26 protein-coding genes are annotated in these 24485 nt (G+C 66.8%); 14 read left to right on the forward strand and 12 right to left on the reverse strand.

The genetic code is table 11. The features are described 5' to 3' along the window. Positions 1-13: 13 nt before the first annotated feature. On the forward strand, positions 14-685 hold the full coding sequence (locus NUU27_RS12245) for an arylesterase (RefSeq protein WP_257762392.1): 672 nt from the start codon (positions 14-16) through the stop codon (positions 683-685). A gap of 79 nt (positions 686-764) precedes the next feature. Next, on the forward strand, positions 765-1364 hold the full coding sequence (thpR, locus tag NUU27_RS12250) for an RNA 2',3'-cyclic phosphodiesterase (RefSeq protein WP_257762393.1): 600 nt from the start codon (positions 765-767) through the stop codon (positions 1362-1364). Here the strand turns inward: thpR and NUU27_RS12255 are convergent. Beyond that, entirely contained in the window at positions 1313-1786 is a 474-nt protein-coding gene (locus NUU27_RS12255) for a low molecular weight protein-tyrosine-phosphatase (RefSeq protein ID WP_257762394.1), read from the reverse strand. The genes thpR and NUU27_RS12255 overlap by 52 nt on opposite strands. 58 nt (positions 1787-1844) lie before the next feature. Here NUU27_RS12255 and NUU27_RS12260 point away from each other — a divergent pair, with 58 nt between their 5' ends. The 4 genes from NUU27_RS12260 (at position 1845) to rlmN (ending at position 4639) form a co-directional block, all read left to right on the forward strand. Next, the gene (locus tag NUU27_RS12260; RefSeq protein WP_257762395.1) at positions 1845-2135 is read left to right on the forward strand and encodes a 4a-hydroxytetrahydrobiopterin dehydratase; all 291 of its coding nucleotides are present in this window, start codon (positions 1845-1847) and stop codon (positions 2133-2135) included. A 53-nt stretch (positions 2136-2188) separates the two neighbouring features. Next, positions 2189-2569, forward strand: a complete 381-nt coding sequence (locus NUU27_RS12265; protein ID WP_257762396.1) for a YkvA family protein — start codon at positions 2189-2191, stop codon at positions 2567-2569. A 216-nt stretch (positions 2570-2785) separates the two neighbouring features. Then, positions 2786-3286, forward strand: coding sequence for an invasion associated locus B family protein (locus tag NUU27_RS12270; protein WP_257762416.1), 501 nt, complete (start codon positions 2786-2788; stop codon positions 3284-3286). A 126-nt stretch (positions 3287-3412) separates the two neighbouring features. Continuing rightward, complete coding sequence (rlmN, locus tag NUU27_RS12275) at positions 3413-4639, forward strand: 23S rRNA (adenine(2503)-C(2))-methyltransferase RlmN (protein ID WP_257762397.1); 1227 nt, start codon at positions 3413-3415, stop codon at positions 4637-4639. 59 nt (positions 4640-4698) lie between these two features. Here rlmN and NUU27_RS12280 read toward each other — a convergent pair whose 3' ends face one another. The 3 genes from NUU27_RS12280 to NUU27_RS12290 all read right to left on the reverse strand — a co-directional run bounded on the left by NUU27_RS12280 (position 4699) and on the right by NUU27_RS12290 (position 7415). Beyond that, positions 4699-5340, reverse strand: coding sequence for a LysE family translocator (locus NUU27_RS12280; RefSeq protein ID WP_257762398.1), 642 nt, complete (start codon positions 5338-5340; stop codon positions 4699-4701). Positions 5341-5441: 101 nt separating this feature from the next. Beyond that, positions 5442-6473, reverse strand: coding sequence for an SIS domain-containing protein (locus NUU27_RS12285; protein WP_257762417.1), 1032 nt, complete (start codon positions 6471-6473; stop codon positions 5442-5444). Positions 6474-6524: 51 nt separating this feature from the next. Continuing rightward, positions 6525-7415 (reverse strand): N-acetylmuramic acid 6-phosphate etherase, encoded by an 891-nt coding sequence (locus tag NUU27_RS12290; RefSeq protein ID WP_257762399.1) that lies wholly within the window; start codon positions 7413-7415, stop codon positions 6525-6527. Positions 7416-7711: 296 nt separating this feature from the next. Here NUU27_RS12290 and NUU27_RS12295 point away from each other — a divergent pair, with 296 nt between their 5' ends. Beyond that, positions 7712-8551 carry a GntR family transcriptional regulator gene (locus tag NUU27_RS12295; RefSeq protein ID WP_257762400.1) on the forward strand — a complete coding sequence of 280 codons (840 nt, stop codon included), beginning with the start codon at positions 7712-7714 and terminating at the stop codon, positions 8549-8551. Positions 8552-8577: 26 nt separating this feature from the next. Here NUU27_RS12295 and NUU27_RS12300 read toward each other — a convergent pair whose 3' ends face one another. From NUU27_RS12300 to NUU27_RS12335, 8 genes are all read right to left on the reverse strand, one after another. Further along, on the reverse strand, positions 8578-10092 hold the full coding sequence (locus NUU27_RS12300; protein WP_257762401.1) for a di-heme oxidoredictase family protein: 1515 nt from the start codon (positions 10090-10092) through the stop codon (positions 8578-8580). 56 nt (positions 10093-10148) lie between these two features. Then, positions 10149-11405 (reverse strand): imelysin family protein, encoded by a 1257-nt coding sequence (locus tag NUU27_RS12305; RefSeq protein ID WP_374566653.1) that lies wholly within the window; start codon positions 11403-11405, stop codon positions 10149-10151. 149 nt (positions 11406-11554) lie between these two features. Beyond that, on the reverse strand, positions 11555-12769 hold the full coding sequence (locus NUU27_RS12310; protein ID WP_257762402.1) for a beta-ketoacyl synthase: 1215 nt from the start codon (positions 12767-12769) through the stop codon (positions 11555-11557). Next, the gene (locus NUU27_RS12315) at positions 12770-13045 is read right to left on the reverse strand and encodes an acyl carrier protein (protein ID WP_257762403.1); all 276 of its coding nucleotides are present in this window, start codon (positions 13043-13045) and stop codon (positions 12770-12772) included. Positions 13046-13192: 147 nt separating this feature from the next. Further along, positions 13193-13690: a hypothetical protein gene (locus NUU27_RS12320; protein ID WP_257762404.1), complete on the reverse strand. Its 498-nt coding sequence runs from the start codon at positions 13688-13690 to the stop codon at positions 13193-13195. Positions 13691-13768: 78 nt separating this feature from the next. Next, positions 13769-14452, reverse strand: a complete 684-nt coding sequence (locus NUU27_RS12325) for a D-lyxose/D-mannose family sugar isomerase (protein WP_257762405.1) — start codon at positions 14450-14452, stop codon at positions 13769-13771. Between the two features lie 130 nt (positions 14453-14582). Further along, positions 14583-14819: an Lrp/AsnC ligand binding domain-containing protein gene (locus tag NUU27_RS12330; protein WP_257762406.1), complete on the reverse strand. Its 237-nt coding sequence runs from the start codon at positions 14817-14819 to the stop codon at positions 14583-14585. Positions 14820-14872: 53 nt separating this feature from the next. Then, positions 14873-15703, reverse strand: a complete 831-nt coding sequence (locus tag NUU27_RS12335) for an alpha/beta hydrolase (protein WP_257762407.1) — start codon at positions 15701-15703, stop codon at positions 14873-14875. 341 nt (positions 15704-16044) lie between these two features. Between NUU27_RS12335 and NUU27_RS12340 the strand changes: the two genes are divergently transcribed. The 7 genes from NUU27_RS12340 to kynA all read left to right on the forward strand — a co-directional run bounded on the left by NUU27_RS12340 (position 16045) and on the right by kynA (position 24335). Beyond that, positions 16045-18336, forward strand: a complete 2292-nt coding sequence (locus NUU27_RS12340) for a bifunctional salicylyl-CoA 5-hydroxylase/oxidoreductase (RefSeq protein ID WP_257762408.1) — start codon at positions 16045-16047, stop codon at positions 18334-18336. Between the two features lie 166 nt (positions 18337-18502). After that, a complete protein-coding gene (locus tag NUU27_RS12345) occupies positions 18503-19261 on the forward strand; it encodes an SDR family NAD(P)-dependent oxidoreductase (protein WP_257762409.1) in 759 nt (252 codons plus the stop codon). Beyond that, on the forward strand, positions 19255-19731 hold the full coding sequence (locus tag NUU27_RS12350) for a MarR family winged helix-turn-helix transcriptional regulator (protein ID WP_257762410.1): 477 nt from the start codon (positions 19255-19257) through the stop codon (positions 19729-19731). Before NUU27_RS12345 ends, NUU27_RS12350 begins: the two co-directional genes overlap by 7 nt. Then, positions 19728-20540 (forward strand): enoyl-CoA hydratase family protein, encoded by an 813-nt coding sequence (locus tag NUU27_RS12355; protein ID WP_257762411.1) that lies wholly within the window; start codon positions 19728-19730, stop codon positions 20538-20540. Before NUU27_RS12350 ends, NUU27_RS12355 begins: the two co-directional genes overlap by 4 nt. Before the next feature lie 186 nt (positions 20541-20726). Further along, positions 20727-21869 (forward strand): acyl-CoA dehydrogenase family protein, encoded by a 1143-nt coding sequence (locus NUU27_RS12360; protein ID WP_257762412.1) that lies wholly within the window; start codon positions 20727-20729, stop codon positions 21867-21869. Positions 21870-21879: 10 nt separating this feature from the next. Continuing rightward, the gene (locus tag NUU27_RS12365; RefSeq protein WP_257762413.1) at positions 21880-23505 is read left to right on the forward strand and encodes an AMP-binding protein; all 1626 of its coding nucleotides are present in this window, start codon (positions 21880-21882) and stop codon (positions 23503-23505) included. Further along, positions 23502-24335, forward strand: coding sequence for a tryptophan 2,3-dioxygenase (kynA, locus tag NUU27_RS12370; protein ID WP_257762414.1), 834 nt, complete (start codon positions 23502-23504; stop codon positions 24333-24335). Before NUU27_RS12365 ends, kynA begins: the two co-directional genes overlap by 4 nt. Positions 24336-24485 lie beyond the last annotated feature (150 nt).

The raw sequence follows: 24485 nt of genomic DNA on the forward strand, positions 1-24485 counted from the left end.
TGGGTTTTCCCGGATGGCATTCAAATTCTTTCCGCATTTTCAGCCGTTCAAAAAGAGTTCATTTCTCCTGCTGGCGTTCCTGCTGGCCGTGCCGGCATCCGGTGCGGCAAGGGCCGAGCCCGTGCAGATCGTGGGCTTCGGCGACAGCCTGATGGCCGGTTACGGGCTGGGGCCCGGCGAATCCTTTCCCGAGAAGCTGGAAGCGGCGCTCCAGGCGAAGGGGTTCGACGTGGCGGTCGCAAATGCCGGCGTCTCGGGCGACACGACGAGCGGCGGGCTGACGCGGCTCGAGTGGTCGGTGCCGGAAGAGGCCGATGTCGTCGTCGTGGAGCTCGGCGCCAACGACATGCTGCGTGGCATACCGCCGGCCTCCACCGAGGCCAATCTCGAGGCCATCGTCGAGAAGCTTCAGGCGCGCGGCCACCGGGTGGTTCTCGCCGGCATGCGCGCGGCGCCGAATCTCGGTCCCGATTACGCCGCCGCCTTCGATCCGATCTATGAGCGCCTGGCCGGGAAGTACGGCCTGACGCTTATCCCCTTCTTTCTCGACGGTGTCGCAGCCGAGCCGACGTTTCTGCAGGAAGACGGGATGCACCCCAACGCAAAAGGCATCGAGCGCATGGTCGAGCGCCTGCTGCCGGTGATCGCAAGAGTGCTTGAAGAGCAGAAGGAGGAGGACGCCTGAACCGGACCCAAGAAACCGCTTGCCCGTGACGGCAATCGGTGATTCGCTGTCATTGACAGTGCGATTCGAGGAGGTTGCCATGCCGCGACTTTTCACCGCCCTCGAGATCCCGCGTGACGCGGCCTTGTCGTTGTCACTCCTGCGCGGGGGCCTCCAAGGAGCTCGTTGGATCGACGTCGAAAACTATCACCTGACCCTGCGTTTCTTTGGCGATATCGAAGGCCACACGGCCGATGAGATCGCCAATGCGCTCGACAGGATTCGGCGCCCCTCCTTCACTCTCAAGCTCTCGGGCGTCGGCGCCTTCGGGCAGAAGAAGCCGCATGCGCTCTGGGCGGGCGTTTCCGCGTCGCCGGACCTTTATGCGCTGCAGGGCGAGATCGAGGGGATCTGCCGGCGGCTGCGCCTGCCGCCCGATCCGCGCAAGTTCACCCCGCATGTGACGTTGGCGCGGCTGAAGAACGCCAATCCGCACGATGTCGCAGCCTATTTATCGGCGCGCGGCAACTTCGCCTCGGTGCCGTTCACCGTGGGCCGTTTCGTGCTGATGTCGTCGCGCGCCTCGGTCGGCGGCGGGCCCTACATCATCGAAGAGGCCTGGCCCCTGGTCGGCGGCGAGAACGATCGTCAGTCGAGCTTCGCAAACAGCGCTTCGGAGGCTTCCCGGATCATGTGGTAGACGGCCGCAAAGCCGTCGTCCCCGCCGTAATAGGGATCCGGAACGTCGACGGCCCTGCCGCCGGCATGGTCCAGGAACAGACGGATTTTTCCCGTTGCCGACTGCGGCGCCCGTGAAAGCAGCGTCTGCACATTGCTGCGGTCCATGCCGAGGATCAGGTCGAAGCGCCGGAAGTCCTCCTTGTTGACCTGGCGTGCCCGTTGGCCGGAAATATCGACGCCGAAGCGGCGGGCGACGGCCATCGAACGCGGATCCGGTTGCTCCCCGACATGCCAGGCGCCCGTGCCGGCGGATTCGATATGGAAGGCGCTGGAGCGTCCGTGCTCGTCGACGACGGCGCGAAAGACGCCCTCGGCCAGCGGCGAGCGGCAGATGTTGCCCAGGCAGACGAACAGGATGGCGTATCGGGGCTTTGCGTTCATGGACGGGACGCTATCTTCGGGTCAGGCGGTAAACAAGGCGATACCACGGAGAGGCACGATGGCAAGACAAAAGCTCGACACGACCGCGGCTGAAGAGGCGCTGAGGACCATCGACGGATGGGCGCTGGCCGATGACGGCCTTTCCATTCACCGACGCTTCACCTTCCGCAATTTCTCCGAGGCCTTCGCCTTCATGACGCGGTCGGCGCTTGCGGCGGAAAAGCTCAATCACCACCCCGACTGGTCGAACGTCTACAAAAGCGTCGACGTGACACTTTCCACGCACGATGCGGGCGGCCTCACCGAGCTCGACTTCGCGCTGGCCAAGGCCATGAACGACTTCGTCTAGCATTGCATTTGCGGGCGCATTGTCCCACATCATGGCGGACCGGGAGCATGACGATGGACGACGTGAAAATCGGCGAGATCCTCGGGCCGGTCGGTCCGGGCGAGAGCAGGCGGCGCGAGGAACGCGTGCGCGAGCGGTTCTGGCGCACCGCCAAGAAAGCCGCGCGACAGGTCCCCTTCATGGAGGAGCTGGTGGCCGGTTACTATTGCGCGCTCGACAACGAAACGCCGCCGCGCGTGCGCGGCATCCTGCTGGCCGCCCTTGCCTATTTCGTCCTGCCGCTCGACCTGGTGCCCGATTTCCTGGCCGGTTTCGGCTTCACCGACGACGTGGCGGTCATCATGGCGGCGCTCAACGCCGTGCGCGGCCATATCACGCCGGCACACCGGCTGGCGGCCAGGCGGGCGCTTCACGAGACTGAAGTCGACCTTTAGCAAGTCAAATTCTTGCCTTTTTCATTCGTTTCAAACGGTAACGAAGGGGTGTTCGCCGCCGGCCGCGACAGGGCCTGCAGCGGGTATCGGGGTACGGCGCATGAAGATCGCTTGATTCGCTTCACGCTTTGGTAACCCAGATTAAGTAAAAATGAAGTGATCGAGGCTGAGGCTGATCGGCTTCAAGACACTGGCAAAAAAAAGACGGTCATGACGATGCGCGTACTGATTTCGACACTCATGCTCATTTGCGGAATGGCGGCGGCGAGCCCGGCCCTGGCACAGGCCACGGCGGTCGGCCAGCACCGCGACTGGGGCGTCTACAGCTACCAGTCGGGCAACGGCAAGGTGTGCTATGCGATGAGCGTGCCGAAGGAAAAGCTGCCGGGCAGCCTCGACCATGGTGACATCTTCTTCTTCGTGAGCCAGAAGCCCGGGCAGAACGTGGCGTCCGAGCCGCAATTCATCGCGTCCTACAATTTCCAGGACGGATCGAAGGTGACGGCGACGGTGGGCGACAAGAGCTTCACCATGTTCACCCAGGGCAAGTCCGCCTGGCTGGAGAATGCCGCCGAGGAACCGCAGCTCATCGCCGCGATGAAGGGCGGATCGACGATGAAGGTCGCTGCAAAGTCGGGCCGTGGCAACGACACCAGCTATGTGTTCTCGCTGAGCGGCGTGACGGCGGCGATCGACGCGACCAAGAACTGCAAATAGGCAGCCTCGACACGGAGCTTCGCCACCGCAGGTGACGCGGACGGCGGAGCGTGCTATGAGCGCCGCAAATGAACGGGCGGCCCCGCGCTGCGGAGCGTGCCGCCCACAGCCCGTTTCAAGAACGCCATGGCACTGACACTCGACCTGAGCACGCCCGAGAGCCGCGCGGAACTGCGCCCCGGGGTAACACCGGACAAGAAGCCGCTGATCGGCCTTTCGCGCGACGAGCTGGCCGAGGCGCTTGCCGCGCTCGGCGTTCCCGAGCGGCAGACGCGCATGCGCGTGCGCCAGCTCTGGCATTGGCTCTATGTGCGCGGCGTGTCCGATTTCGCGCATATGTTCAACATCTCCAAGGACCTGCGGGCGGCGCTCGAGGAGGAATTCACCATCGCACGCCCCGAGATCGTCGAAGAGCAGATCTCGCAAGACGGCACGCGCAAATGGCTGATGCGCTTCCCGCCGCGCGGCGCCGGCCGGCCGGTCGACGTGGAGACGGTCTACATTCCCGAGGAAGGGCGCGGGACGCTGTGCATATCCAGCCAGGTGGGCTGCACGCTGACCTGCTCCTTCTGCCACACCGGCACCCAGAAGCTGGTGCGCAACCTGACGCCGGGCGAAATCCTCGACCAGCTTCTCGTCGCCCGCGACCGGCTGGGCGATTTTCCGGACGCCGACACGCCCGACGGCGCGATCGTTCCGGCCGAGGGCCGCAAGATCACCAACATCGTCATGATGGGCATGGGCGAGCCGCTGTACAATTTCGACCATGTGAAACAGGCCCTGCTGATCGCCTCCGACGGCGAGGGCCTGTCGCTGTCGAAGCGCCGGATCACCCTGTCGACCTCCGGCGTGGTGCCGGAAATCTACCGCACCGGCGAGGAGATCGGCGTGATGCTGGCGATCTCGCTGCACGCCGTGCGCGACGAGTTGCGCGACGCGCTGGTGCCGATCAACAAGAAGTATCCGCTGAAGGACCTGCTCGAGGCGTGCCGGGCCTATCCGGGCCTGTCGAACGCCCGCCGCATCACCTTCGAATATGTGATGCTGAAGGGCGTCAACGATTCGCTCGAGGACGCGCGCGAGCTGGTGCGGCTTTTGAAGGGCATTCCGGCGAAGATCAACCTGATCCCGTTCAATCCGTGGCCCGGCAGCGACTATGAATGCTCCGACTGGGAGCAGATCGAGGAGTTCGCCGACCTGGTGAACAAGGCCGGCTACGCCTCGCCCATCCGCACGCCGCGCGGGCGCGACATCCTGGCCGCCTGCGGCCAGCTCAAATCCGCCTCCGAGCGCATGAAGAAGGCCGACCGGCTGAGGCTCGAGGCGATGATGATCGCCGGACACGGCGAGTAAGCCCGAAAAACTTGCTTGCTTCGCCTTCACCGTGGGCTGTGGCCGGCGCTTAAGGCCGCTTATCGGGCCTGCGCGGTGAGGATCTTGAGCGCAAAGGCGGAGAAGACGCCGGCGAACAGGTAGTCGACCACGCGGGTGACGCGCGGGCTCTTTTTCAGGAGCCTGGAAAACCCGTCGGCCGCGATCACCATCGGTGCGGTGATCGGCAGGGCCAGCGGAATGAACAGAAGGCCGAGAAAGAACAGCTTGCCTGGCGCATGCGGGTCGCTGGCCGAGACGAATTGCGGCAGGAAGGTCATGAAGAACAGGATGATCTTCGGGTTGAGGAGATTGATCCCCAGTCCCGTCGCCCAGTTGCGCAGCAGCGAGCGGCCGTTGCCGGCCTTGCTTTCCGGCGAGAAGGCGGATCCCTTGCGGATCGCCTGGACGGCCAGCCAGATCAGATAGCCGGCTCCGAACACTTTCAGCACCAGGAAGGCCTGCGGCGAGGCGACGATCAGCGCCGACAGGCCGAGCGCCACCAGCGCCGTGTGGATCATGATGCCGGTCATGGCGCCGAACATGCAGGCAAAGCCGGCCGCGCGGCCCTGGCTGAGCGCCCGGCCGACGAACAGCGTCATGTCGGGGCCCGGCGTGATCGAGATGACGAAGGTGGCAAGCGCGAATTGCAGGATGGTCGCGGAATCGGGGATGAAATCCATGACTGAGAACCCAGGCGGCTGATCGGCTCGGAAGCTAACGCAGCTTTTGCCGCAACGCCAGAGCGCGAGGCAAAAGTCGAATTTGAACTTCGTTCCGGGCGTCAGATCGTCTCGGTGACCTTCTTCAGCTTGTCGGGCGTGTCGGGGTTCAGCCCGCGTTCGCGCGCGACGCGCTCGATGAGGCGGTAATAGCCGACCAGCGCCACCAGCGGGTCGACCTGGCCGTGACCCGTCGCGGGCGTGGCGACCGTGATCTCGCCGACCTCACGCGAAGAGAAAGCCGCAACGCGCGCGCCGAGGCGGCGCAGCTTCTCGAGCGAGTCGGTGCTCGAGGCGAGCGCCGCATCCTCGGGCACGAAGGCGATGATGGGAAAGCCCTTGTCGACGAGCTGCATCGGCCCGTGCATCAGCTCGGCCAGCGAAAAGGCCTCGGCGTGGAGCTGTGCTGTTTCCTTGGCCTTCAGTGCCGCCTCCAGCGCGATGGCGAAGCCCGGGCCGCGGCCGGCGGTGTAGAGCGAGGCGGCACCGGAAAGGATGGGCAGGACCGGCGACCAGTCGACATCGCAGGCGCTGCTCAGCGCCTGCGGCAGGCGGGCCAGCGCGCCGGCAAGGGCCTCGTCGCCGGAAGCCGCCTGGGCGATGCCGGCAAGAGCCGCTGCCGAGGCGATGAAGCTCTTGGTCGCGGCGACGCTGCGCTCGGGTCCGGCATGGATGGGCAGCACGATGTCGGCCGCCTGCGCCAGCGGGCTGTCGGCGACATTGACGACGGCCACCGTCACCGCGCCGCCCTTTCTGGCCGATGCCTGGGCGGCGACGATGTCGGGGCTGGCGCCGGACTGCGAGATGGTGACGTGCAGAGCGCGGTCGAGCTTCAACGGAGCGTCGTAGACCGAGGCGACGGAAGGGCCGATCGAGGCGACCGGAATGCCGGCGTGAATCTCGAACAGATATTTGAAGAAGCTCGCCGCATGATCGGAGGAGCCGCGCGCCGAGGTGCTGACGACGGCCGGCCGGCGCTCGGCGATGACGCGGCCGATCTCGGCGAAGGTGCCGGCCTCGCGGGCGAAGAGCCGCTCCACGGCGTCCGCCGCCTCGGCGGTTTCGAGGAACATCAGCGAGGGCGTATCGGTCATCATGCTTCTTTCCGGTTGGTTGGCGGGCCGGCTCGCCGGCCGGCCGGCAGGTCAGTCGAGATCGGCAAGGGCGCGGCGCAGATCGTCGCCGTTGCGGGCGAGGGCGGCGGCGGCCTGCTCGGCCGTGAGGCCGCGAGCGACGAGCACCGCCGGCTTGACGTGAAATCCCGTCGCTTCCAGCGCCGCGGTCGCGGCAGCTTCGTCGCAGCCGGCCACTTCGGCCAGCATGGAGACGGCGCGGCGGCGCAGCTTCCGGTTGGTCGGTTTCATATCCACCATGCGGCCGCGATAGACCTTGCCGAGGCGCATCATGACGGCGGTGGAGAACATGTTGAGGGCGATCTTCTGAGCGGTGCCGGCGGCCATGCGGGTGGAACCGGCGAGCACCTCCGGCCCGGTTTCCAGAAGCACGCCGATGGCGGCCCGCTCGACCAGCGGGCTGCCGGGATTGTTGGCAAAGCCGATGGTGAGGGCGCCGCGTGCCCGCGCCGCCTCGATGGCGGCCAGCGTGTATGGCGTGCTGCCGCTGGCGGCGAGCCCGAGAACCACGTCGGCGGGGCCGCAATCGATGGCGGCGATGGCGTCGCGGCCCGCCGCCTCGTCGTCCTCGGCGCTCTCGCGGGCTTCGGCAACGCTCGCCTCGCCGCCGGCGAGCAGGAAGCGGGTGCGGGCCTCGGGCCAGCCGAAGGTGGGATAGAGCTCGACCGCGTCGAGCATGGCGAGCCGGCCCGACGTGCCGGCGCCGACATAGACGAGGCGGCTGGCCGGATCGGCAAGCCGCAGAGCGGCCTCCGTCACAGCCCGTTCGAGTGACGGGACGGCGGCCGCGGCGGCGTGGAGCGCGGCGCCCTGCCCTTCGAGCAACGCCCGCAGCATGTCGCCGGTCTCGAAACACTCGATGTCGTGGAAGGCGAGGTCCGAACTCTCCGTGGACGTGGTCATGCTGTGCTCGTCTGTGCTGGCGGATCCAAAGTCATATAGACCAATTTAATACCAAACTTCCCGCTAGTGATCTAGTGTGGGAATTTGGTTCGGCCAGTGCCGCCGCTGTTCTTGCATCCCGGCGCTCATGTTCGCACCAGTCTAGCCCAATATGGCGGCAGGATGTGTCGGCTGCATGAACCAACAACTCGGGTGGGGTCGCACGGGTTGCGCCTTGTCGCAAATTCATCGATAATTGGTCTCATGGATATAAGACCAATGCATGGGGTCCTGCGCCGATCCTCCGAAGGCCGGCCGTGAAGCCCGGCGGAAACCTGGGGGACCTGCTCTCGCGCCAGCAGTTCGCTGGCGGGAGAGGCGATCCGACACCGCTCTACATCCGTCTGGCGAGCGCGCTGCGCAGCCTGGTGGAGAGCGGCCGGCTGGCGACGGGCAGCGCCCTGCCCGCCGAACGGGCGATCGTCGAGGCGACGGGCCTGTCGCGCGTCACGGTGCGGCGCGGGCTCGACCTTCTGGCGCGCGAGGGCCTGGTGGAGCAGCGGCGCGGCTCCGGCACCTATGTGCGCGGACCGGCGGAGCGATTCGAGCAGCCGCTGGCGGCGATCACCAGCTTCAGCGACGATGTCCTATCCTATGGCCGCCGGCCGGCGACGCGCTGGCTGGCGCGCGAGCATGCCGCCCCGTCGCCGCAGGAGGCGATGATGCTCGGCCTGTCGCCGGGCGACCTTGTGGCGCGACTGCACCGGCTGCGCCTTGCCGACGACCTGCCGCTGGCGGTGGAGCTTGCCGTCGTGCCGGCGCGCTTCCTGCCGTCGCTGGAAATGCCGGGCGATTCGCTCTATCGGGCGCTGGCGCAGAATGGAGCCGCTCCGCACAAGGCGCTGCAGCGCATGCATGCCTGCGCCCTGCCCGCGTTCGAGGCGGGGCTGCTGGCGGCGGAGGCGGGCGAGCCGGCGCTTTTCCTGGAGCGCGTCTCGCGCACGGCCGACGGCGCGGTGGTGGAGTTCACCCGCTCCCATTTCAAGGGCGACCGGTTCGACTTCGTCGCCGAGCTGACCCTGGAGCGGGATGAGGGAAAGTATGAAGCGGTTTCCCGCCCGTTTTCCGCTCCCCCGTCTCCCGCTGCAATGGATTGAGAGAAAACCGGCGGGCGTTCCAGGGCTCAGAGCGATTCCAGGAAGCGGATGAGGTTGGCGCGGTCCTGCCTGTCCATGGCGACGACGCGGTCGCGCGCCGCCTGCGCCTCGCCGCCATGCCACAGCACGGCCTCGAGCAGCGTGCGCGCCCGTCCGTCATGCAGGAAACCGGCCTCGCCATTGACGGTTCCGGTCAGGCCGATGCCCCAGAGCGGCGGCGTGCGCCATTCGTAGCCGTCGGCCAGGCCTTCCGTCCGGTTGTCGGCAAGGTCCGCGCCCATGTCGTGCAGGAGCATGTCGGTGTAGGGCCAGATGAGCTGGAAGCGCAGCGCCGGGTCCTCGACATCGCGGCGGGTGACGTATTTCGGCCGGTGGCAGGAGGCGCAGCCCGCTTCATAGAAGACCTTCTTGCCGGCCAGCACGGCCTTGTCGTTGACCTTGCGGCGGGCCGGCACGGCCAGGTGCCGGGAATAGAAGGCGACGAGGTCGAGCAGGTCGCCCGGCACCTCCTCGGCGCCGAGCCGCTCCTGTGCGCCGTGCGGCAAGGCGCGGCAGGGATCCTGCGCCTCGGTGCAATCGCCCCAATGGTCGGGCGCGAGCGGCGTCGACAGGCCCATGTCGCCGGAGAAGGCGCCGGCGGACTGCTCGATGATCGACGGGGCGATGCCCTTCCAGCCGAAGCGGCCGAGCTGCCATCGGCCGTCGCTGTCGCGCACGCGGGCCGGACGGCCGGAGATGCCGTCGCCGTTACGGTCGTCGGGATCGGCGAAGGCAAGGATGTCCTCTTCGGCGACGCTCTCCAGAAGGCCGAGGCCGATCATCGGCGGGGCGACACGGGCCGACATCATCATGTCGGGATGGAACCTGCCGAAGCCGGGATCGGCGATCGACAGGGCGGGCTTGCGCAGCGTCACGGTCTCACCGCCGGAGAGCGCGACCGGGACGTCCTCGTAGGCGATCTCGACGCGGCCCTCGGCGGCGAGCCCGGCGACGGCGAAATCCTGCAGCTGGAGGCCGTAGACCGGCTCGGGCGCGGCCGGCAGCCGTCCATCGGCGATGGCGGCGGCCTGTTCCTGCGTGGGCGGGATCGACAGGCGCACGAGAAGCGAGACGGCGGGATCGTCGATCTTGGCCGGGGCGTGGCCGCGCCCGTCCTTGATGTGGCAGGACTGGCAGGCGCGGGCATTGAACAGCGGCCCGAGACCGTCGGAGGCCTGGGTGGAGGACGGGGCGGAGACCCAATCCTTGCGGAACAGGCCGTTGCCAAGCAGGAAGCGCTGCAGCTCGGCGAACTCCAGATTGGCCGAGGGATGCGAGAAGGCATCGGCATTGATGCGCTTGGTGGAGGTGGCGGCGCCGGCCTGCATGCGCTCGAAGCGCTCTGCCTTGCTGAAATCGGCAGTCGGCTTGGTAACCTCGGCGGCGCGCGCACGGTCCTCGGGCGAGAGGTCCTTGCGCAGCGACATATCGCCGGCATGCGCGCCAACGGCCAGACTGGAGATGAGGCCGACAAGCGTCGCGCCGCGGGTAAATCTGTTCATGAACGGGATTTACAAGCAAGATCGCCGGGCCGGCAAGCGGCCCGGCAGACTGTGACTCATTCGAAGACGGCGCTCGGATTGTCGAGACTGTCGGAGCCTTCGAGTTCGATGCCGGACAGGTCGAGCGCCGCGATGACGCGCTCCAGGGAGCGGGTCTGGTCGACCAGACCGTCGATGGCGGCCTGCACGACGGCGTTGCCCTCTTCATTGCCCTGGCCGATCATCTGGTCATAGGTCTCACCGCCTTCGGCGCGCTCCTTGAGCGCGGTCATGGCTGCGAGCGTCGCGTCGAGCCTGGCCTTCACCTCGTCGGCGAGCGCGGCGTCCTTGTCGGCGACGAGGTCGGCGAGGCTCGGCCCCTCGACCTTGGATCCGTCGACGCGCTCATAGGAGCCGAAATAAACGTTCCGGATGCCGAGTAGGTCGTAATAGTGGCTGTTGTGGGTGTTGTCGGAGAAGCAGTCGTGCTCCTCCTCGGGATCGTTCAGGAGCAGGCCGAGCTTCATGCGCTCGCCGGCGAGCTCGCCGTAGGAGAGCGACCCCAGCCCGGTCAGCATGGCCGTCAGGCCGGCCTTCGGATCGGCAGCCACCTCGGCGCGCGCCTCACCGTCGGCCTGCCAGTTGGCGACCATCTCCTCAAGGTCGGAGACGAGCAGATCCGCAGCCGCGGTCAGATACTGGATGCGGCGTTCGCAATGGCCGCCGGTGCAGTTGGCCGCATCGAAATCCGTGTAGGGACGATCGCCGGCGCCGGCATCGGTGCCGTTCAGATCCTGCCCCCAAAGGAGAAACTCGATGGCATGGTAGCCGGTCGCCACATTGGCCTCGATGCCGCCGACCTCGTGCAGCGACTGGAGGACCTCGGGGGTTATGGTCGTCGCGTCGATGTCCGTGCCGCCGACGCTGATCCTGTCGTTGGCGATGATGTTGGCCGTGTAGAACTGGTTGGTGTCGGATTCCGTGCCGTAGCCGGCGTCGACATAGTCGATCAGGCCTTCGTCGAGCGGCCAGGCGTTCACGCGGCCCTCCCACTCGTCGACGATGGCGTTGCCGAATCGGAATGCCTCGCTCTGCTGGTAGGGCACGCGCGCGGCGAGCCAGGCGCCGCGTGCGGCTGCGAGCGTCTCCTCGGAGGGCGCCTCGACCAGCTTGCCGATCGCCTTGCGCAGGGCGTTGGCAGCCGTCAGGCTGTCCTCGTAGGTGGCCAGAGCGATGTCCGCATAGGTGGAGACGACGGCCTGCGGCTCGGCGGCGATGGACGGCATGGCCGTTCCCGCCATAAGAGCCGCGGTAAGCAGTATGACGCGCTTCATGAAGATTCCCCTCTCTGTGCGGTCCGCGCTGCGGGGCCTGCGGACCGAAACCCAAAACAGCGCGGCAGCCCGAGCATCGCGCGCTGGTTAGTGGATTTAAATTATCAAGTTTTAGATGGCAACCCGCTGCCTGCCTGTCGCGGCAGAAACTACTCGCAGGCCTTCACGGCGATCACCGCGTTGGTTCCGCCGAAGGCGAAGCCATTGCTGATGGCGACGCGCACCGGGCGCTGGCGCGCCACATTGGGGGTCACGTCGAGGTCGCAATCGGGATCGGGCTGGCGATAGCCGGCCGTCGGGGGCACTATTCCCTCACGAATGGCCATGACGCAGGCGATCAGCTCAAGAGCCCCGGAAGCGCCCAGGCAGTGCGCGTGCATCGACTTGGTGGAGGAGACGGAGACCCGATCGGCGGCGGTGCCGAAAACCCTGCGGATGGCTTCCGTCTCGATCCTGTCGTTGGCCTTCGTGCCGGTGCCGTGGGCGTTGATGTAGTCGACATCGCCGGCGCAAAGGCCGGCCTCGTCCAGACAGGCCTGCATGGCGGCCGCCGGCCCCTCGACCGTCGGTGCGACGATGTCCGACGCATCGGCGGTCATGCCGCCGCCGGCCAGTTCGGCGAGGATGGTGGCGCCGCGCGCCTGCGCGTGCTCGAAGGTTTCGAGCACGGCGATGCCCGCGCCTTCGCCGAGCACCAGACCCTGACGGTCGGCGGAGAAGGGACGGCAGGTCTCGGGCGCCAGCACGCGCAGCGCCTCCCAGGCCTTCATGATCCCGTAGATGAGCGGCGCTTCGGCGCCACCGGCGAGCATGACGTCGGCGCGGCCGAGACGAAGCTGGTCGGCGGCCGAGATGATCGCGTGGTTGGAAGAGGAGCAGGCGGACGTCGCGCCGAAGACGGGACCGCGCAGACCGAGCGTCATGCTGACCTGCCCGGCGGCGGCGGCTGGCATGGCGCGCGGCACGGAGAAGATGCCGGCGCGCGGCTTGCCTTCGAGCAGAATGGCCCGGTAGTTCTCCTCGATCGATTCCCAGCCGCACACACCGACGCCGACGACAGCGCCGATGCGCCCCGTGTTGGCCGGCGTCACGGCGATGCCCGACTGCGCCAGCGCCTCCCTGGCGGCCACCGCCGCGAGCAGGCTGAACCGGTCCATGGTCACCAGGCGCTTATGCTCGATGCCGTGATCCGGCAGGTGCTTGATCTCAGCGCCGACGCGGGTCTTCACCTCGTGCAGGTCCACATTGGTGATGGGGCCGATGGCCTGACGGCCCTCCCGCATGCCCGACCAGATCGCCGGCGCATCCGTGCCGAGGGCGCAGAGCCCGCCGAGCCCCGTTATGACGATCCGCGGCGCCGTCATTTAGCTTTTGGCGCTCACCAGCTCGCGCACGGCAGCGACGATGTCGTTGACCGTTTCGAGATTCTCCCAGGCCTCCGCCGTGTTCATCTCGACCTCGATGCCGAATTCGTCCTCGACATCGAAAATGATCTCGGTCAGCTCGAGAGAATGGATGCCAAGGTCGGCCAGCGGGGTTTCCAGCGTGATGTTCGACGCATCTTCCTGGGCGTGCGTCCTGATTTTCTCAAGAATCGTCTGGCCGATATCGTCGGTCTTCTCGCGACTTTCAGCAGTCATGAAGCCTCTCCTCAATTCCCTTCACGCCAGCCAGGTGTCGCATAACGAGGTCCCCGCGCCCAGCCATCAGATCCGGTGGACCATAAGAGACCAAAGCAAGCTTTGCGGCAAGTGTGCACCGCACAGATTCAGACGGGCCGGGAACCCTCATCCTCCGTTCGGCTCGCCCTTGACGAAGATCGTCACGGCGCCGCCCTCGGCGTATTCCAGCGCGACGATGTCGCGCGTCATGATCGAACGCGAATCCACCGCGTGATAGAAAAGGGCGCTTCCTTCGACAGCCTCGCGCAGCGCTTCGATGTCGCGCTCATGATCGGCCATCGCCGTGGCGATGGCGCCGGACTTCTCGTCGAGATCCGGCAGGAAGACGATGTCGAGCCCTTCGAGGGAGAACGTCTTGCGCACCCGCTCGGCGTTGGTGTTCGACGCATTGATGGCCGCGACCAGCCGCTCGGTCGCCGCGTTCGCCTTGGTCTCCTCGGTCTTCACATCCGAGCCGACGATCGCGTCGATCGTCTCCTCACTGTCGAGGCCCTGGGCCATAAGAGGCGTCTGCAGGGCAAAGGCGACCGCCAAGGCAAGGGCGATCATCCAGTGTGTTTCGGTTTCCAGCCTCGAGGGCCGGCGTCCGAGCTGCAAAATCATTTGTCCATCCCGTGTCATCGTGGCGCAGAAAACATGATCCTTCGTTGAACGCAACGGGGGAATGCCACGCGGGTTCCCTCAAAGCCAGGTCGGATAGTCCGAGACCAGCAGCCGATAGGGAGGCTCGTCCTCCTCGATATGCGAGAACCGGGGGACGGAATCGGCGAAGATGTTGTCGGTCAGATCGTCGTTGACCGTCGACACCTCGCCGATCAGCACATCCTGCCCTTCGCCCCAGAAGGCGTGCCAGACGCCGGGCAGGAGGGTGACGCTTTCGCCGGGCTCGAGACGCAACACGCCGCCCGCATCGACGTGCCGCTTGACGCCGTCGGTGGGCACGATGACGGGAGCCGTGCGGTCGATGCTGCCGTCGGCAGCGGCCGCAAAGAGCTCGATGCAGAGGGTGCCGCCGCCGCGGTTGATGATGTCCTCGGCCTTGACGACATGCCGGTGCATCGGCGCGACCTGATCGCGGCGCGAGATCATGATCTTCTCAGCATAGAGCATGCCGCTGCCCTTCGCCAGGTCGGCGGGATCGCCGTTGCGCACCGTGAAGAGGAACAATCCGAGCTTGTCGAACGCGTTGCCGCCATAATCGGTGACGTCCCAGCCAAGGCGGGCCTCGACGATGCCGTCGATCTCGCCGCGCCGCCGCCTCATCTCATCCGGCGTCCAATCCGCAAACGGTGGCAACGCGTAGCCGAAAGAGCGGATGAACGCTTCACCCTGGCGCAAAATCTCGTTGACCTGTGAGCGCTTCATCGCGGCCTCCCTGTATGAACCGATCCGGGTGGTCGGTTGGTATCCCAAGCGAAGGCCGCCGCCAAGCGCGATTCCGGCAATCTCGGACGATGATCGGGATCATGCATCCGCGACTGCGCGGGTCGAATCCCTAGAATGCCTTGAAGGTGAGCGTCGTCAGCGACCGGCGGATGCCCGGAACGTTGGCGATGTTCTCGCTGACGAACTTGCCGATGTCGACCCCGTCCTCGATGTAGACCTTCATCAGGAGATCGTAGTCGCCGCTGGTCGAGTAGAGCTCCGAGGCGATCTCGCGCTTGTAGAGCTCGTCGGCGACCTCATAGGTCTTGCCGGGTTTGCAGCGGACTTGAACGAAGACGGGTCTCATGAGGGCTCCATGGAGCGGATGCGAAGGGAACGGGCCAAGTTTGGCCCAACGGGTCAGGCTGTCAACAGACAGCGCACCATCTGATGCTGCGAATCGGCAAGGCCGTCAATGACGTCGAAATGATGCCGGTCGGGTTCCTCCACCACCGCCGTCACCGCCCCAAGACCGGTCCAGACGTTGGCGAGCAGCGCGTTCTGGCGCAGGAACTCGCCGCGTTCCGAGGCGCCCGCCCAACAGGTGAGCCGGAGGTCGGGCAAGGGCGACAGGAGCGCCGGGCTTTCGGCCAAGGCTTCCCGTTCGTCGATCTTCAGGCCTTCGTTCATCGCCGTCCGCATCATCGGGCGCAGGTCGTGCACGCCGGAAATGGACAGGACATGGCGCAGGCGTGCCCGCACCGGGGCGGGGAGCGGCGAATCGGTGCAGGCCATGCGCGTGGCGAGGTGGCCGCCGGCGGAATGGCCGGTCAGAAGCAGCGGTCCGTCGATGCGCTCGGCGGCGGCGGTGACCGCGAGGCCGATCTCGGCTGTGATGCCGGAGATCGTGTTTTCCGGACACAGCGTGTAGGAGGGCATCGCTACCGCATAGCCGCTGTCGACCGCGCCGGCCGCCAGGTGCGACCAGAAGCTCTTGTCGAGCTTCAGCCAGAAGCCGCCATGGATGAAGACCACGAGGCCGGCCGGCTTGCCTTCAGGCCTGAACAGGTCGAAGCGGTTGCGCGCGCCTTCGCCGTAGGCAACGTCGAGTTCGGCCCTGCCCTCGGCGGCAAGCCGCTCGCGATAGGCGCGCGCGGGCTCGACCCAGGCCTGCGGCCAGCGCTCGCCGCCGGGAATGTTGGCGCCATTGGCATAGGCATCGTCCCAATCGGTGATTTTCCGGTAGAACACGTCCAGATCCTCCATCAGCGGCCAGGGCAGTCGAACCCGTGCATAATCCCTCGCCCGCTTCCTGTCATCACCCCGGCATATGCTGTAGACTGAGGCCAGGGCGGATATATTTCAACCTTAAAATTTCATACTTGAAATGTCTTGCCGTGAGTGTCATGCTCCGGGCCTGGGCATAATGATGATCGACGGGATATCATCATGGTCCTGACCTGGAACGCCTGGCGCCGACCAGGATGCGCAAAGCGCTGTAAACTGTTGAACTGCGCTTCGACCTTGCCGAAGATCGATCCGTCGATCTCGGGCCGATGCGCAAAGCGATCCCGGGAGGACGGAGCGCGAGCATGAAAATCGCTATTCTGGGCGGTGGCCCCGCGGGCCTCTATTTCGCAATCTCGATGAAGCTGCGCGACGCGGCGCACGACATCACGGTCTACGAGCGCAACAAGCCGGACGACACGTTCGGCTGGGGCGTGGTCCTGTCGGACGAGACGCTGGACAACCTTGCCCGGAACGATGCGGTCAGCGCCGAGCGCATCCGCGAGCACTTCGCCTATTGGGACGACATCGCGGTGATCCACAAGGGCACGCGCACGCTGTCGACCGGACACGGCTTCTGCGGCATCGGGCGCATGCGGCTGCTGATCCTCCTGCAGGAGCGGGCCCGCGAGCTCGGCATCAAGATGCAGTTCCAGACGGAGATCGACGATCCGCGCCCCTTCATGGCCGACAACGACATGGTGCTGGCCGCGGACGGGCTGAACTCAAGGGTGCGGTCCACCTTCGCAGAGGTGTTCAAGCCCGACGTCGATATGCGCAAGTGCAAATTCGTCTGGCTCGGCACGCATCAGAAGTTCGACGATGCCTTCACCTTCATCTTCGAGAAGACCGAGCATGGCTGGGTGTGGGCGCATGCCTACCAGTTCGACGACGAGACGGCGACCTTCATCGTCGAATGCAGCCAGGACACCTGGGAGAAGTTCGGCTTCGGCGCGATGAGCCAGCAGGAGTCCATCGCCGTCTGCGAGCGCATCTTCAAGGCGCATCTCGGCGGTCACGCGCTGATGACGAACGCCAACCACATCCGCGGCTCGGCCTGGATCAGCTTCCCGCGCGTGCTCTGTGAGCGCTGGTCGCACGACAACCTCGCCCTGATGGGCGACGCGGCGGCGACGGCGCATTTCTCGATCGGCTCGGGCACGAAGCTGGCGCTGGAATCGGCCATCGCGCTCGCCGATTACCTGCATTCGGAGCCGACGCTGAAGGACGCCTTCGACAAATACGAGGACGCGCGGCGGCTGGAGGTGCTGCGCCTGCAGTCGGCGGCGCGCAACTCCATGGAATGGTTCGAGGAGGTGGAGCGTTATCTCGATCTCGACCCGGTGCAGTTCAACTATTCGCTTCTGACCCGCTCGCAACGCATCAGCCACGAGAACCTGCGCCTGCGCGATCCCGCATGGCTGTCGGGAGCCGAGGCCTGGTTCCAGCGGCAGGCCGGCGCCGGCGGCAATGTGGCGCGGGCGCCGATGTTCGCGCCCTACAGGCTGCGCGGTCTGACGCTGAAGAACCGCATCGTCGTCTCGCCGATGGCGCAGTACAAGGCCGTCGACGGCTGCCCGACCGACTGGCATTTCGTGCATTACTGCGAGCGCGCCAAGGGCGGCGCCGGGCTCGTCTATATCGAGATGACCTGCGTCAGCCCCGAGGGCCGCATCACGCCCGGCTGCCCCGGCTTCTACAAGCCCGAGCACGAGGCGGCGTGGAAGCGCATCGTCGATTTCGTGCACCGTGAGACCGACGCAAAGATCTGCGCGCAGATCGGCCATTCGGGACCGAAGGGCTCGACCCAACTCGGCTGGGAGGAGATGGATGCGCCGCTGGCCGGCGGCAACTGGCCGCTGCTCGCCGCCTCGGAGGTCGCCTGGTCGGAGAAGAACCAGACGCCGAAGGCGATGGACCGCGCCGACATGGACATGGTGCGCGACCAGTTCGTCGCCGCCGCGCAGATGGCCGAGCGCTGCGGCTTCGACATGCTGGAGCTGCACTACGCGCACGGCTACCTGCTTTCCTCCTTCATCTCGCCGCTCACCAACAGGCGCACCGACGACTATGGCGGCAGCCTCGAAAACCGCATGCGCTATCCGCTGGAAGTGTTTCGTGCCGTGCGCGCCGTGTGGCCCGAGGACAAGCCGATCTCGGTGCGCATCTCGGCCAACGACTGGGTGGGCGAGGAAGGCATCACCCCGGCCGATGCGGTGGAGATCGCCCGCATGCTGCGCGAAGCCGGCGTCGACATCTGCGACGTCTCGGCCGGCCAGACCTCGAAGCGCGCCCGGCCCGTCTATGGCCGCATGTTCCAGACGCCGTTTTCGGACCGCATCCGAAACGAGACGGGCATGGCAACGATCGCCGTCGGCAACATCTATGAGCCGGACCATGTCAACTCGATCCTGATGGCGGGCCGCGCCGATCTCGTCTGCCTCGCCCGGCCGCATCTGGCCGATCCCTACTGGACGCTGCATGCGGCCGTGGCGCTGGGCGACCGCGAGGTGATGTGGCCCTCTCCCTACCTGCCCGGCCGCGATCAGGTCTACCGGCTCGCCGAGCGCGCCGAGCAGATGACGGGGAAGGTGTGACGATGTCTTTCAAGCGTTGGCGCGGCCCTTCATCCGCCTGCCGGCACCTTCTCCCCGCACGCGGGGAGAAGGAGGAAGCGGTGACCTCTGTGCCCCCTTCTCCCCGCGTGCGGGGAGAAGGTGAGGATGAGGGGCGAGCGCCTACGTCAAACCGGGGAGCGCATCGATGACCGCCTCACGCCATGCCCTCGTCACCGGCGGCGGCTCGGGTGTCGGCGAGGCGATCGCGCTGGCGCTCGCCGAGGCGGGCATCGACGTGACCGTCTGCGGGCGCCGCGCCGAGCCGCTGGAAAAGGTGTCGGCGGGCCACGCCCGCATTCACGCGATGACCGCCGACGTGACGGACGAGGCTTCCGTCAAGGCGCTCTACGAGACGGCGGAGGCGGAACGCGGCCCCTTCGACATTGTCATCGCCAATGCCGGCATCGCCTCCAGCGCGCCGGCCCACAGGACCACGCTCGAGGACTGGAACAGGATCGTCGACGTCAACCTGACGGGCGCTTTTCTGACGGTGAAGCCGGCGCTGCAGCCGATGGCCAAGCGCGGCAGCGGGCGCATCGTCTTCATCGCCTCGGTGGCCGGTCTCAGGGGCTACGCCTATGTGGCGCCCTATGTCGCCTCCAAGCACGGCGTGATCGGGCTGATGCGCGCGCTGTCGGTCGAGCTGGTCAAGACGGGCGTGACCGTCAACGCCATCTGCCCGGGCTACGTGGAAACCGAGATGCTGGAAGAGTCCATCGCGCGCGTGGTCGAGAAGACGGGGCGCAGCCGCGAGGAGGCCCGCAAGGGCTTCATCGAGGCCAATCCGCACGGCCGGCTGATCAAGCCGCGCGAGGTGGCGGCCGCGGCGCTGTGGCTCGTCAGCCCCGAGGCCGCCTCGGTCACCGGCCAGTCGATTTCCATTTCCGGAGGTGAAACATGGTAAGCGCTCCCCTGACGGCGGTCCGATCCGGCGCTCCCGCCAAGGAACGGCTGCGCCTGTGGATCAGGATCCTGCGCGCCTCGCGCCTGATCGAGGCGGTGCTGCGCGAACGGCTGAAGACGCGCTTCGACACCACCCTGCCGCGCTTCGACGTTCTTTCGGCGCTCGACCGTGCCCCCGAGGGCATGGCGATGAGTGACATATCGCGCTTCCTGCTGGTGTCGAACGGCAACGTGACCGGCATCGTCGAGCGCCTGGTGAGCGACGGGCTGGCCAGCCGCGCCAAGCGCGACGGCGACCGCCGCACCTCGATCGTCAAGCTGACGCCGGCCGGCAAGGAGGCCTTCGCGGCCATGGCCGAGGCCCATGAACGGTGGATCGACGAACTGCTGGGCAGCCTGCCGGAGGATGAGGCGAGGATGCTTGCGGCGACGCTGAAGACGTTCGAAAGCAACTGGGAGGGCGAAGCATGAGCGCCATGGCGGATCTGAAGCCGCGCCATTTTCTCTGGCGCATGGAGGGCAGCGTGGCGCTGATCCAGCTCGACCGGCCGGAGCGCAAGAATCCGCTCACCTTCGAGTCCTATGCCGAGCTGCGCGACACGTTTCGCGCGCTCGCCTATGCCGAGGATGTCGATGCCGTCGTGATTCTGCCGAACGGCGGCAATTTCTGCTCCGGCGGTGACGTGCATGACATCATCGGCCCGCTGGTGAAGATGGACATGAAGGGCCTGCTCGCCTTCACCCGCATGACCGGCGACCTGGTCAAGGCGATGCTCGCCTGCGGCAAGCCGATCATCTCTGCGGTGGACGGCGTGGCGGTGGGGGCCGGCGCCATCATCGCCATGGCGTCGGACATGCGGCTGGCGACGCCGGAGGCGAAGACCGGCTTCCTGTTCACCCGCGTCGGCCTTGCCGGCTGCGACATGGGTGCCTGCGCCATGCTGCCGCGCATCATCGGCCAGGGCCGTGCCGCCGAGCTGCTTTACACCGGCCGCACCATGAGCGCCGAGGAAGGCGAGCGCTGGGGCTTCTACAACCGCCTCGTCTCGGCCGATGCGCTGGAGGCGGAGGCGCTCGGGCTTGCCGCCCGCATCGCCGCCGGGCCGACCTTCGCGCACGGCATTACCAAGACGCAGCTCAACCAGGAATGGTCGATGGGGCTCGAGCAGGCCATCGAGGCGGAAGCCCAGGCGCAGGCGATCTGCATGCAGACCAAGGATTTCGAACGCGCCTACCGCGCCTTCGTGGCCAGGGAAAAACCGGTGTTCGAGGGGGATTAGCGGAGATGGAGGCGCTTCACGGACAAAGGCCGGCGCTGCCCCTCATCCGGTCCTTCGGACCACCTTCTCCCCGCAGGCGGGGAGAAGGGAAGATGGCGGCGACGTTTGTGCTCCCCTCTCCCCGCTTGCGGGGAGAGGGTGAGGGTGAGGGGCGGCGCAAGCCTTTGAACCACAGGGAACCTACCCATGCCTGACCGCACCTTCCTCGACTGGCCGTTCTTCGAGCAGCGCCACCGCGACTGGGCGCAAAAGCTGGAGGCCTGGTGCGCGGCAAACCTGCCGGTGGATCATGGCGACGTCGACGCCGCCTGCCGCGACCTGGTGGCGAGGCTCGGCGAAGCCGGTCTGCTGAAGCCCACCGCGCTCGATACCGCCAATCCAGGCCCGCTCGATGTGCGCACCCTGTGCATCACGCGCGAGACGCTGGCGCGCCACGACGGGCTTGCCGATTTCGCCTTCGCCATGCAGGGGCTCGGCACGGGCGCCATAAGCTTCTTCGGCACCGCCGAGCAGCAGGCGTGGCTCGACCGGACGCGCGCCGGCAAGGCGCTCTCGGCCTTCGCGCTTTCCGAGCCGCGCTCGGGCTCGGATGTCGCCAACATGGACATGACGGCGCGGCGCGACGGCGGCGATTACGTGCTCTCCGGCGAGAAGACCTGGATCTCCAACGGCGGCATCGCCGACCTCTACACCGTCTTCGCGCGCACCGGCGAGGCGCCGGGCGCGAAGGGCATCTCGGCCTTCCTGGTGCCGGCCGACACGCCGGGCCTGACGGTCGCCGAGCGGATCGAGGTGATCGCCCCGCATCCGCTGGCGCGCCTTTCCTTCGAGGATGTGCGGGTGCCGGCCTCGGCCATGATCGGCAAGCCCGGCGAGGGTTTCAAGATCGCCATGTCGGTGCTCGACGTGTTCCGCTCGACCGTCGGCGCGGCGGCGCTCGGCTTCGCACGCCGGGCGCTGGACGAGACCGTCGGGCGGGCGGCGGAGCGCCAGCTCTTCGGCGCGCCGCTCGCCGACCTGCAGATGGTGCAGGGCCACATCGCCGACATGGCGCTCGACGTGGATGCGGCCGCCCTGCTCGTCTACCGCGCCGCATGGACCAAGGACATGGGGGCGCCGCGTGTCACCCGCGAGGCGGCGATGGCCAAGCTCTTCGCCACCGACAAGGCGCAGGAGGTGATCGACAAGGCCGTGCAGATCCATGGCGGAGACGGCGTGCGCCGCGGCCACATCGTCGAGAGCCTCTATCGGGAGATCAGGGCGCTCCGCATCTATGAGGGCGCGTCAGACGTCCAGAAAGTCGTCATCGCACGGCAAACGATAAAATGAGGGTGAACACATGCTCGGACCGACGGGTCATACAGACACATTCGCGCGGGACAACCTCCCGCCCGAGGATCAGTGGCCAAAGTTCCTGCTCGAGGGCTTCGATTACCCGGATTATCTGAATGCCGGCGTCGAGCTGACCGACCGCATGGTCGAGCGCGGCTTCGGCGATCACGTGGCGCTGATCGGCAACGGGCGGCGGCGCACCTACAAGGAGCTGGCCGACTGGACGAGCCGGCTGGCGCATGCGCTCACCGAGGATTACGGCGTCAAGCCGGGCAACCGCATCCTGATCCGCTCGGCCAACAACCCGGCCATGGTCGCCTGTTGGCTGGCAGCCACCAAGGCCGGCGCGGTGGTGGTCAACACCATGCCGATGCTGCGGGCCGGCGAGCTCGCCAAGATCGTCGACAAGGCGGAGATCGGCCTTGCCTTATGCGACACGCGCATCAAGGACGAGCTGGTCGCCTGCGCCAAGGAAAGCCGGTTCCTCAAGCAGGTGGTGGGCTTCGACGGCACGGCCAATTTCGACGCCGAGCTCGACCGCATCGCGCTCGACAAGCCGGTGCAGTTCGAGGCGGTGAAAACCGGCCGCGACGATGTCGCGCTGCTCGGCTTCACCTCGGGCACGACCGGCATTCCCAAGGCGACGATGCATTTCCACCGCGATCTGCTGATCATCGCCGACGCCTATGCGAAGGAGGTGCTGCAGGTGACGCCCGACGACGTGTTCGTCGGCTCGCCGCCGCTCGCCTTCACCTTCGGCCTCGGCGGGCTGGCGATCTTTCCGCTGCGCTTCGGCGCGGCCGCGACGCTGCTCGAAAACGCCTCGCCGCCGAACATGATCGAGATCATCGAGAAATACGGGGCGACGGTCAGCTTCACCGCCCCCACCGCGTACCGCGCCATGATGGCGGCGATGGACAACGGCGCCGATCTTTCCTCGCTGCGGGTCGCGGTGTCGGCCGGCGAGACCCTGCCGGGGCCGGTTTTCGAGGAGTGGACGAAGAAGACCGGCAAGCCGATCCTCGACGGCATCGGCGCCACCGAGATGCTGCACATCTTCATCTCCAACCGCTTCAACGACAGGCACCCGGCCTGCACCGGCCGCCCGGTGACGGGCTATGAGGCGCGGATCGTCGACGAGTCGATGAACGAGCTGCCGCGCGGCGAGATCGGGCGGCTGGCGGTGCGCGGCCCGACGGGATGCCGCTATCTCGCCGACGAGCGGCAACAGGACTATGTGCGCGACGGCTGGAACCTGACCGGCGATTCCTTCTTCCAGGACGAGGACGGCCGGTTCCATTTCGCCGCCCGCTCCGACGACATGATCGTCTCGGCGGGCTACAACATCGCCGGCCCCGAGGTGGAGGCGGCCCTGCTCGCCCATGCCGACGTGCTCGAATGCGCGGTGATCGGCGCGCCCAGCGAGGAGCGCGGCCAGATCGTCGAGGCCTATGTGGTGCTGGTCGAGGGCGTGGCGCGCGACGCGGCGGCGGTGAAGCGCCTGCAGGACCATGTGAAGGCGGTGATCGCGCCCTACAAATATCCGCGTTCGGTCAAGTTCATCGACGCGCTGCCGAAGACGCAGACCGGCAAGATTCAGCGGTTCCGCCTGCGGGAGGGCGAGGGAGAATGAGCGCCGAACGCAACCTCGACGACGAAAGGGCGGCCGACATCAAGCCGCCCATGTCCTACAGCGACTATCTGCATCTGGAAAAGGTGCTCGACGCCCAGGAGCCGTTATCGACGGCGCGGGACGAGCTCCTGTTCATCATCCAGCACCAGACATCCGAACTGTGGATGAAACTGGCGATTTTCGAGATCCGCGCGGCGCGTGCGGCGATCGCCGAGGACAGCCTGCGGCCCGCCTTCAAGATGCTGACGCGCGTGGCCCGCATCTTCGAGCAGCTCAACAGCGCCTGGGACGTGCTGCGCACCATGACGCCCAGCGAATATTCCAAATTCCGCGACGCGCTCGGCCAATCGTCCGGCTTCCAGTCGTGGCAGTACCGGTCGATCGAGTTCCTGGCCGGCAACCGCAACCTTGCGATGCTGAAGCCGCATTCCGACCGGCCGGAGATCACCGCCCGGCTGGAGGAGATCCTTGGCGAGCCGAGCCTCTATGACGAGGCGCTGCTGCTCCTGGCGCGGCAGGGCTTCGACATCGGCGCCGACGCCTCGCGCACCGACTGGCGCGAGCGACGCCAGCCGGACGAGCGGGTGCAGGCCGCCTGGAAAGCCGTCTACGCCAGGCCCGACGAGCACTGGGCGCTCTACGAACTGGCCGAGAAGCTGATCGATTTCGAGGATTATTTCCGTCGCTGGCGCTTCAACCACGTGACGACGGTGGAGCGCATCATCGGCCTGAAGCGGGGAACCGGCGGCACATCGGGGGTTTCCTATTTGCGCAAGATGCTGGATGTGGAACTATTCCCAGAGCTTTGGCGGGTGAGGACGGAGATGTGAGGCGATGATGATCGGCCGCCGAGCCGGCCCCTCACCCTCACCCTCTCCCCGCAAGCGGGGAGAGGGAGGCATAGACGTCGCAACCGTCCTCCTTCTCCCCGCCCGCGGGGAGAAGGTGCCGGCAGGCGGATGAGGGGCAGACACCTGCCC

Origin of the sequence: Nitratireductor sp. ZSWI3, from assembly GCF_024655565.1 — a bacterium.
GTDB lineage: Bacteria > Pseudomonadota > Alphaproteobacteria > Rhizobiales > Rhizobiaceae > Nitratireductor.

What these genes read in the sequence shown, in the direction of transcription:
- NUU27_RS12300 (WP_257762401.1), bottom strand. Translation starts at nt 10,092, where the DNA reads ATGAACAGATTTACCCGCGGCGCGACGCTTGTCGGCCTCATCTCCAGT.
- NUU27_RS12285 (WP_257762417.1), bottom strand. Translation starts at nt 6,473, where the DNA reads ATGACCGATACGCCCTCGCTGATGTTCCTCGAAACCGCCGAGGCGGCG.
- NUU27_RS12345 (WP_257762409.1), top strand. Translation starts at nt 18,503, where the DNA reads ATGACCGCCTCACGCCATGCCCTCGTCACCGGCGGCGGCTCGGGTGTC.
- NUU27_RS12315 (WP_257762403.1), bottom strand. Translation starts at nt 13,045, where the DNA reads ATGACTGCTGAAAGTCGCGAGAAGACCGACGATATCGGCCAGACGATT.
- NUU27_RS12340 (WP_257762408.1), top strand. Translation starts at nt 16,045, where the DNA reads ATGAAAATCGCTATTCTGGGCGGTGGCCCCGCGGGCCTCTATTTCGCA.
- NUU27_RS12365 (WP_257762413.1), top strand. Translation starts at nt 21,880, where the DNA reads ATGCTCGGACCGACGGGTCATACAGACACATTCGCGCGGGACAACCTC.
- NUU27_RS12270 (WP_257762416.1), top strand. Translation starts at nt 2,786, where the DNA reads ATGCGCGTACTGATTTCGACACTCATGCTCATTTGCGGAATGGCGGCG.
- NUU27_RS12310 (WP_257762402.1), bottom strand. Translation starts at nt 12,769, where the DNA reads ATGACGGCGCCGCGGATCGTCATAACGGGGCTCGGCGGGCTCTGCGCC.
- NUU27_RS12350 (WP_257762410.1), top strand. Translation starts at nt 19,255, where the DNA reads ATGGTAAGCGCTCCCCTGACGGCGGTCCGATCCGGCGCTCCCGCCAAG.
- NUU27_RS12280 (WP_257762398.1), bottom strand. Translation starts at nt 5,340, where the DNA reads ATGGATTTCATCCCCGATTCCGCGACCATCCTGCAATTCGCGCTTGCC.
- NUU27_RS12320 (WP_257762404.1), bottom strand. Translation starts at nt 13,690, where the DNA reads ATGATTTTGCAGCTCGGACGCCGGCCCTCGAGGCTGGAAACCGAAACA.
- NUU27_RS12305 (WP_374566653.1), bottom strand. Translation starts at nt 11,405, where the DNA reads ATGAAGCGCGTCATACTGCTTACCGCGGCTCTTATGGCGGGAACGGCC.
- NUU27_RS12265 (WP_257762396.1), top strand. Translation starts at nt 2,189, where the DNA reads ATGGACGACGTGAAAATCGGCGAGATCCTCGGGCCGGTCGGTCCGGGC.
- NUU27_RS12245 (WP_257762392.1), top strand. Translation starts at nt 14, where the DNA reads ATGGCATTCAAATTCTTTCCGCATTTTCAGCCGTTCAAAAAGAGTTCA.
- NUU27_RS12255 (WP_257762394.1), bottom strand. Translation starts at nt 1,786, where the DNA reads ATGAACGCAAAGCCCCGATACGCCATCCTGTTCGTCTGCCTGGGCAAC.
- kynA (WP_257762414.1), top strand. Translation starts at nt 23,502, where the DNA reads ATGAGCGCCGAACGCAACCTCGACGACGAAAGGGCGGCCGACATCAAG.
- thpR (WP_257762393.1), top strand. Translation starts at nt 765, where the DNA reads ATGCCGCGACTTTTCACCGCCCTCGAGATCCCGCGTGACGCGGCCTTG.
- NUU27_RS12325 (WP_257762405.1), bottom strand. Translation starts at nt 14,452, where the DNA reads ATGAAGCGCTCACAGGTCAACGAGATTTTGCGCCAGGGTGAAGCGTTC.
- NUU27_RS12355 (WP_257762411.1), top strand. Translation starts at nt 19,728, where the DNA reads ATGAGCGCCATGGCGGATCTGAAGCCGCGCCATTTTCTCTGGCGCATG.
- NUU27_RS12290 (WP_257762399.1), bottom strand. Translation starts at nt 7,415, where the DNA reads ATGACCACGTCCACGGAGAGTTCGGACCTCGCCTTCCACGACATCGAG.
- NUU27_RS12330 (WP_257762406.1), bottom strand. Translation starts at nt 14,819, where the DNA reads ATGAGACCCGTCTTCGTTCAAGTCCGCTGCAAACCCGGCAAGACCTAT.
- NUU27_RS12260 (WP_257762395.1), top strand. Translation starts at nt 1,845, where the DNA reads ATGGCAAGACAAAAGCTCGACACGACCGCGGCTGAAGAGGCGCTGAGG.
- NUU27_RS12360 (WP_257762412.1), top strand. Translation starts at nt 20,727, where the DNA reads ATGCCTGACCGCACCTTCCTCGACTGGCCGTTCTTCGAGCAGCGCCAC.
- rlmN (WP_257762397.1), top strand. Translation starts at nt 3,413, where the DNA reads ATGGCACTGACACTCGACCTGAGCACGCCCGAGAGCCGCGCGGAACTG.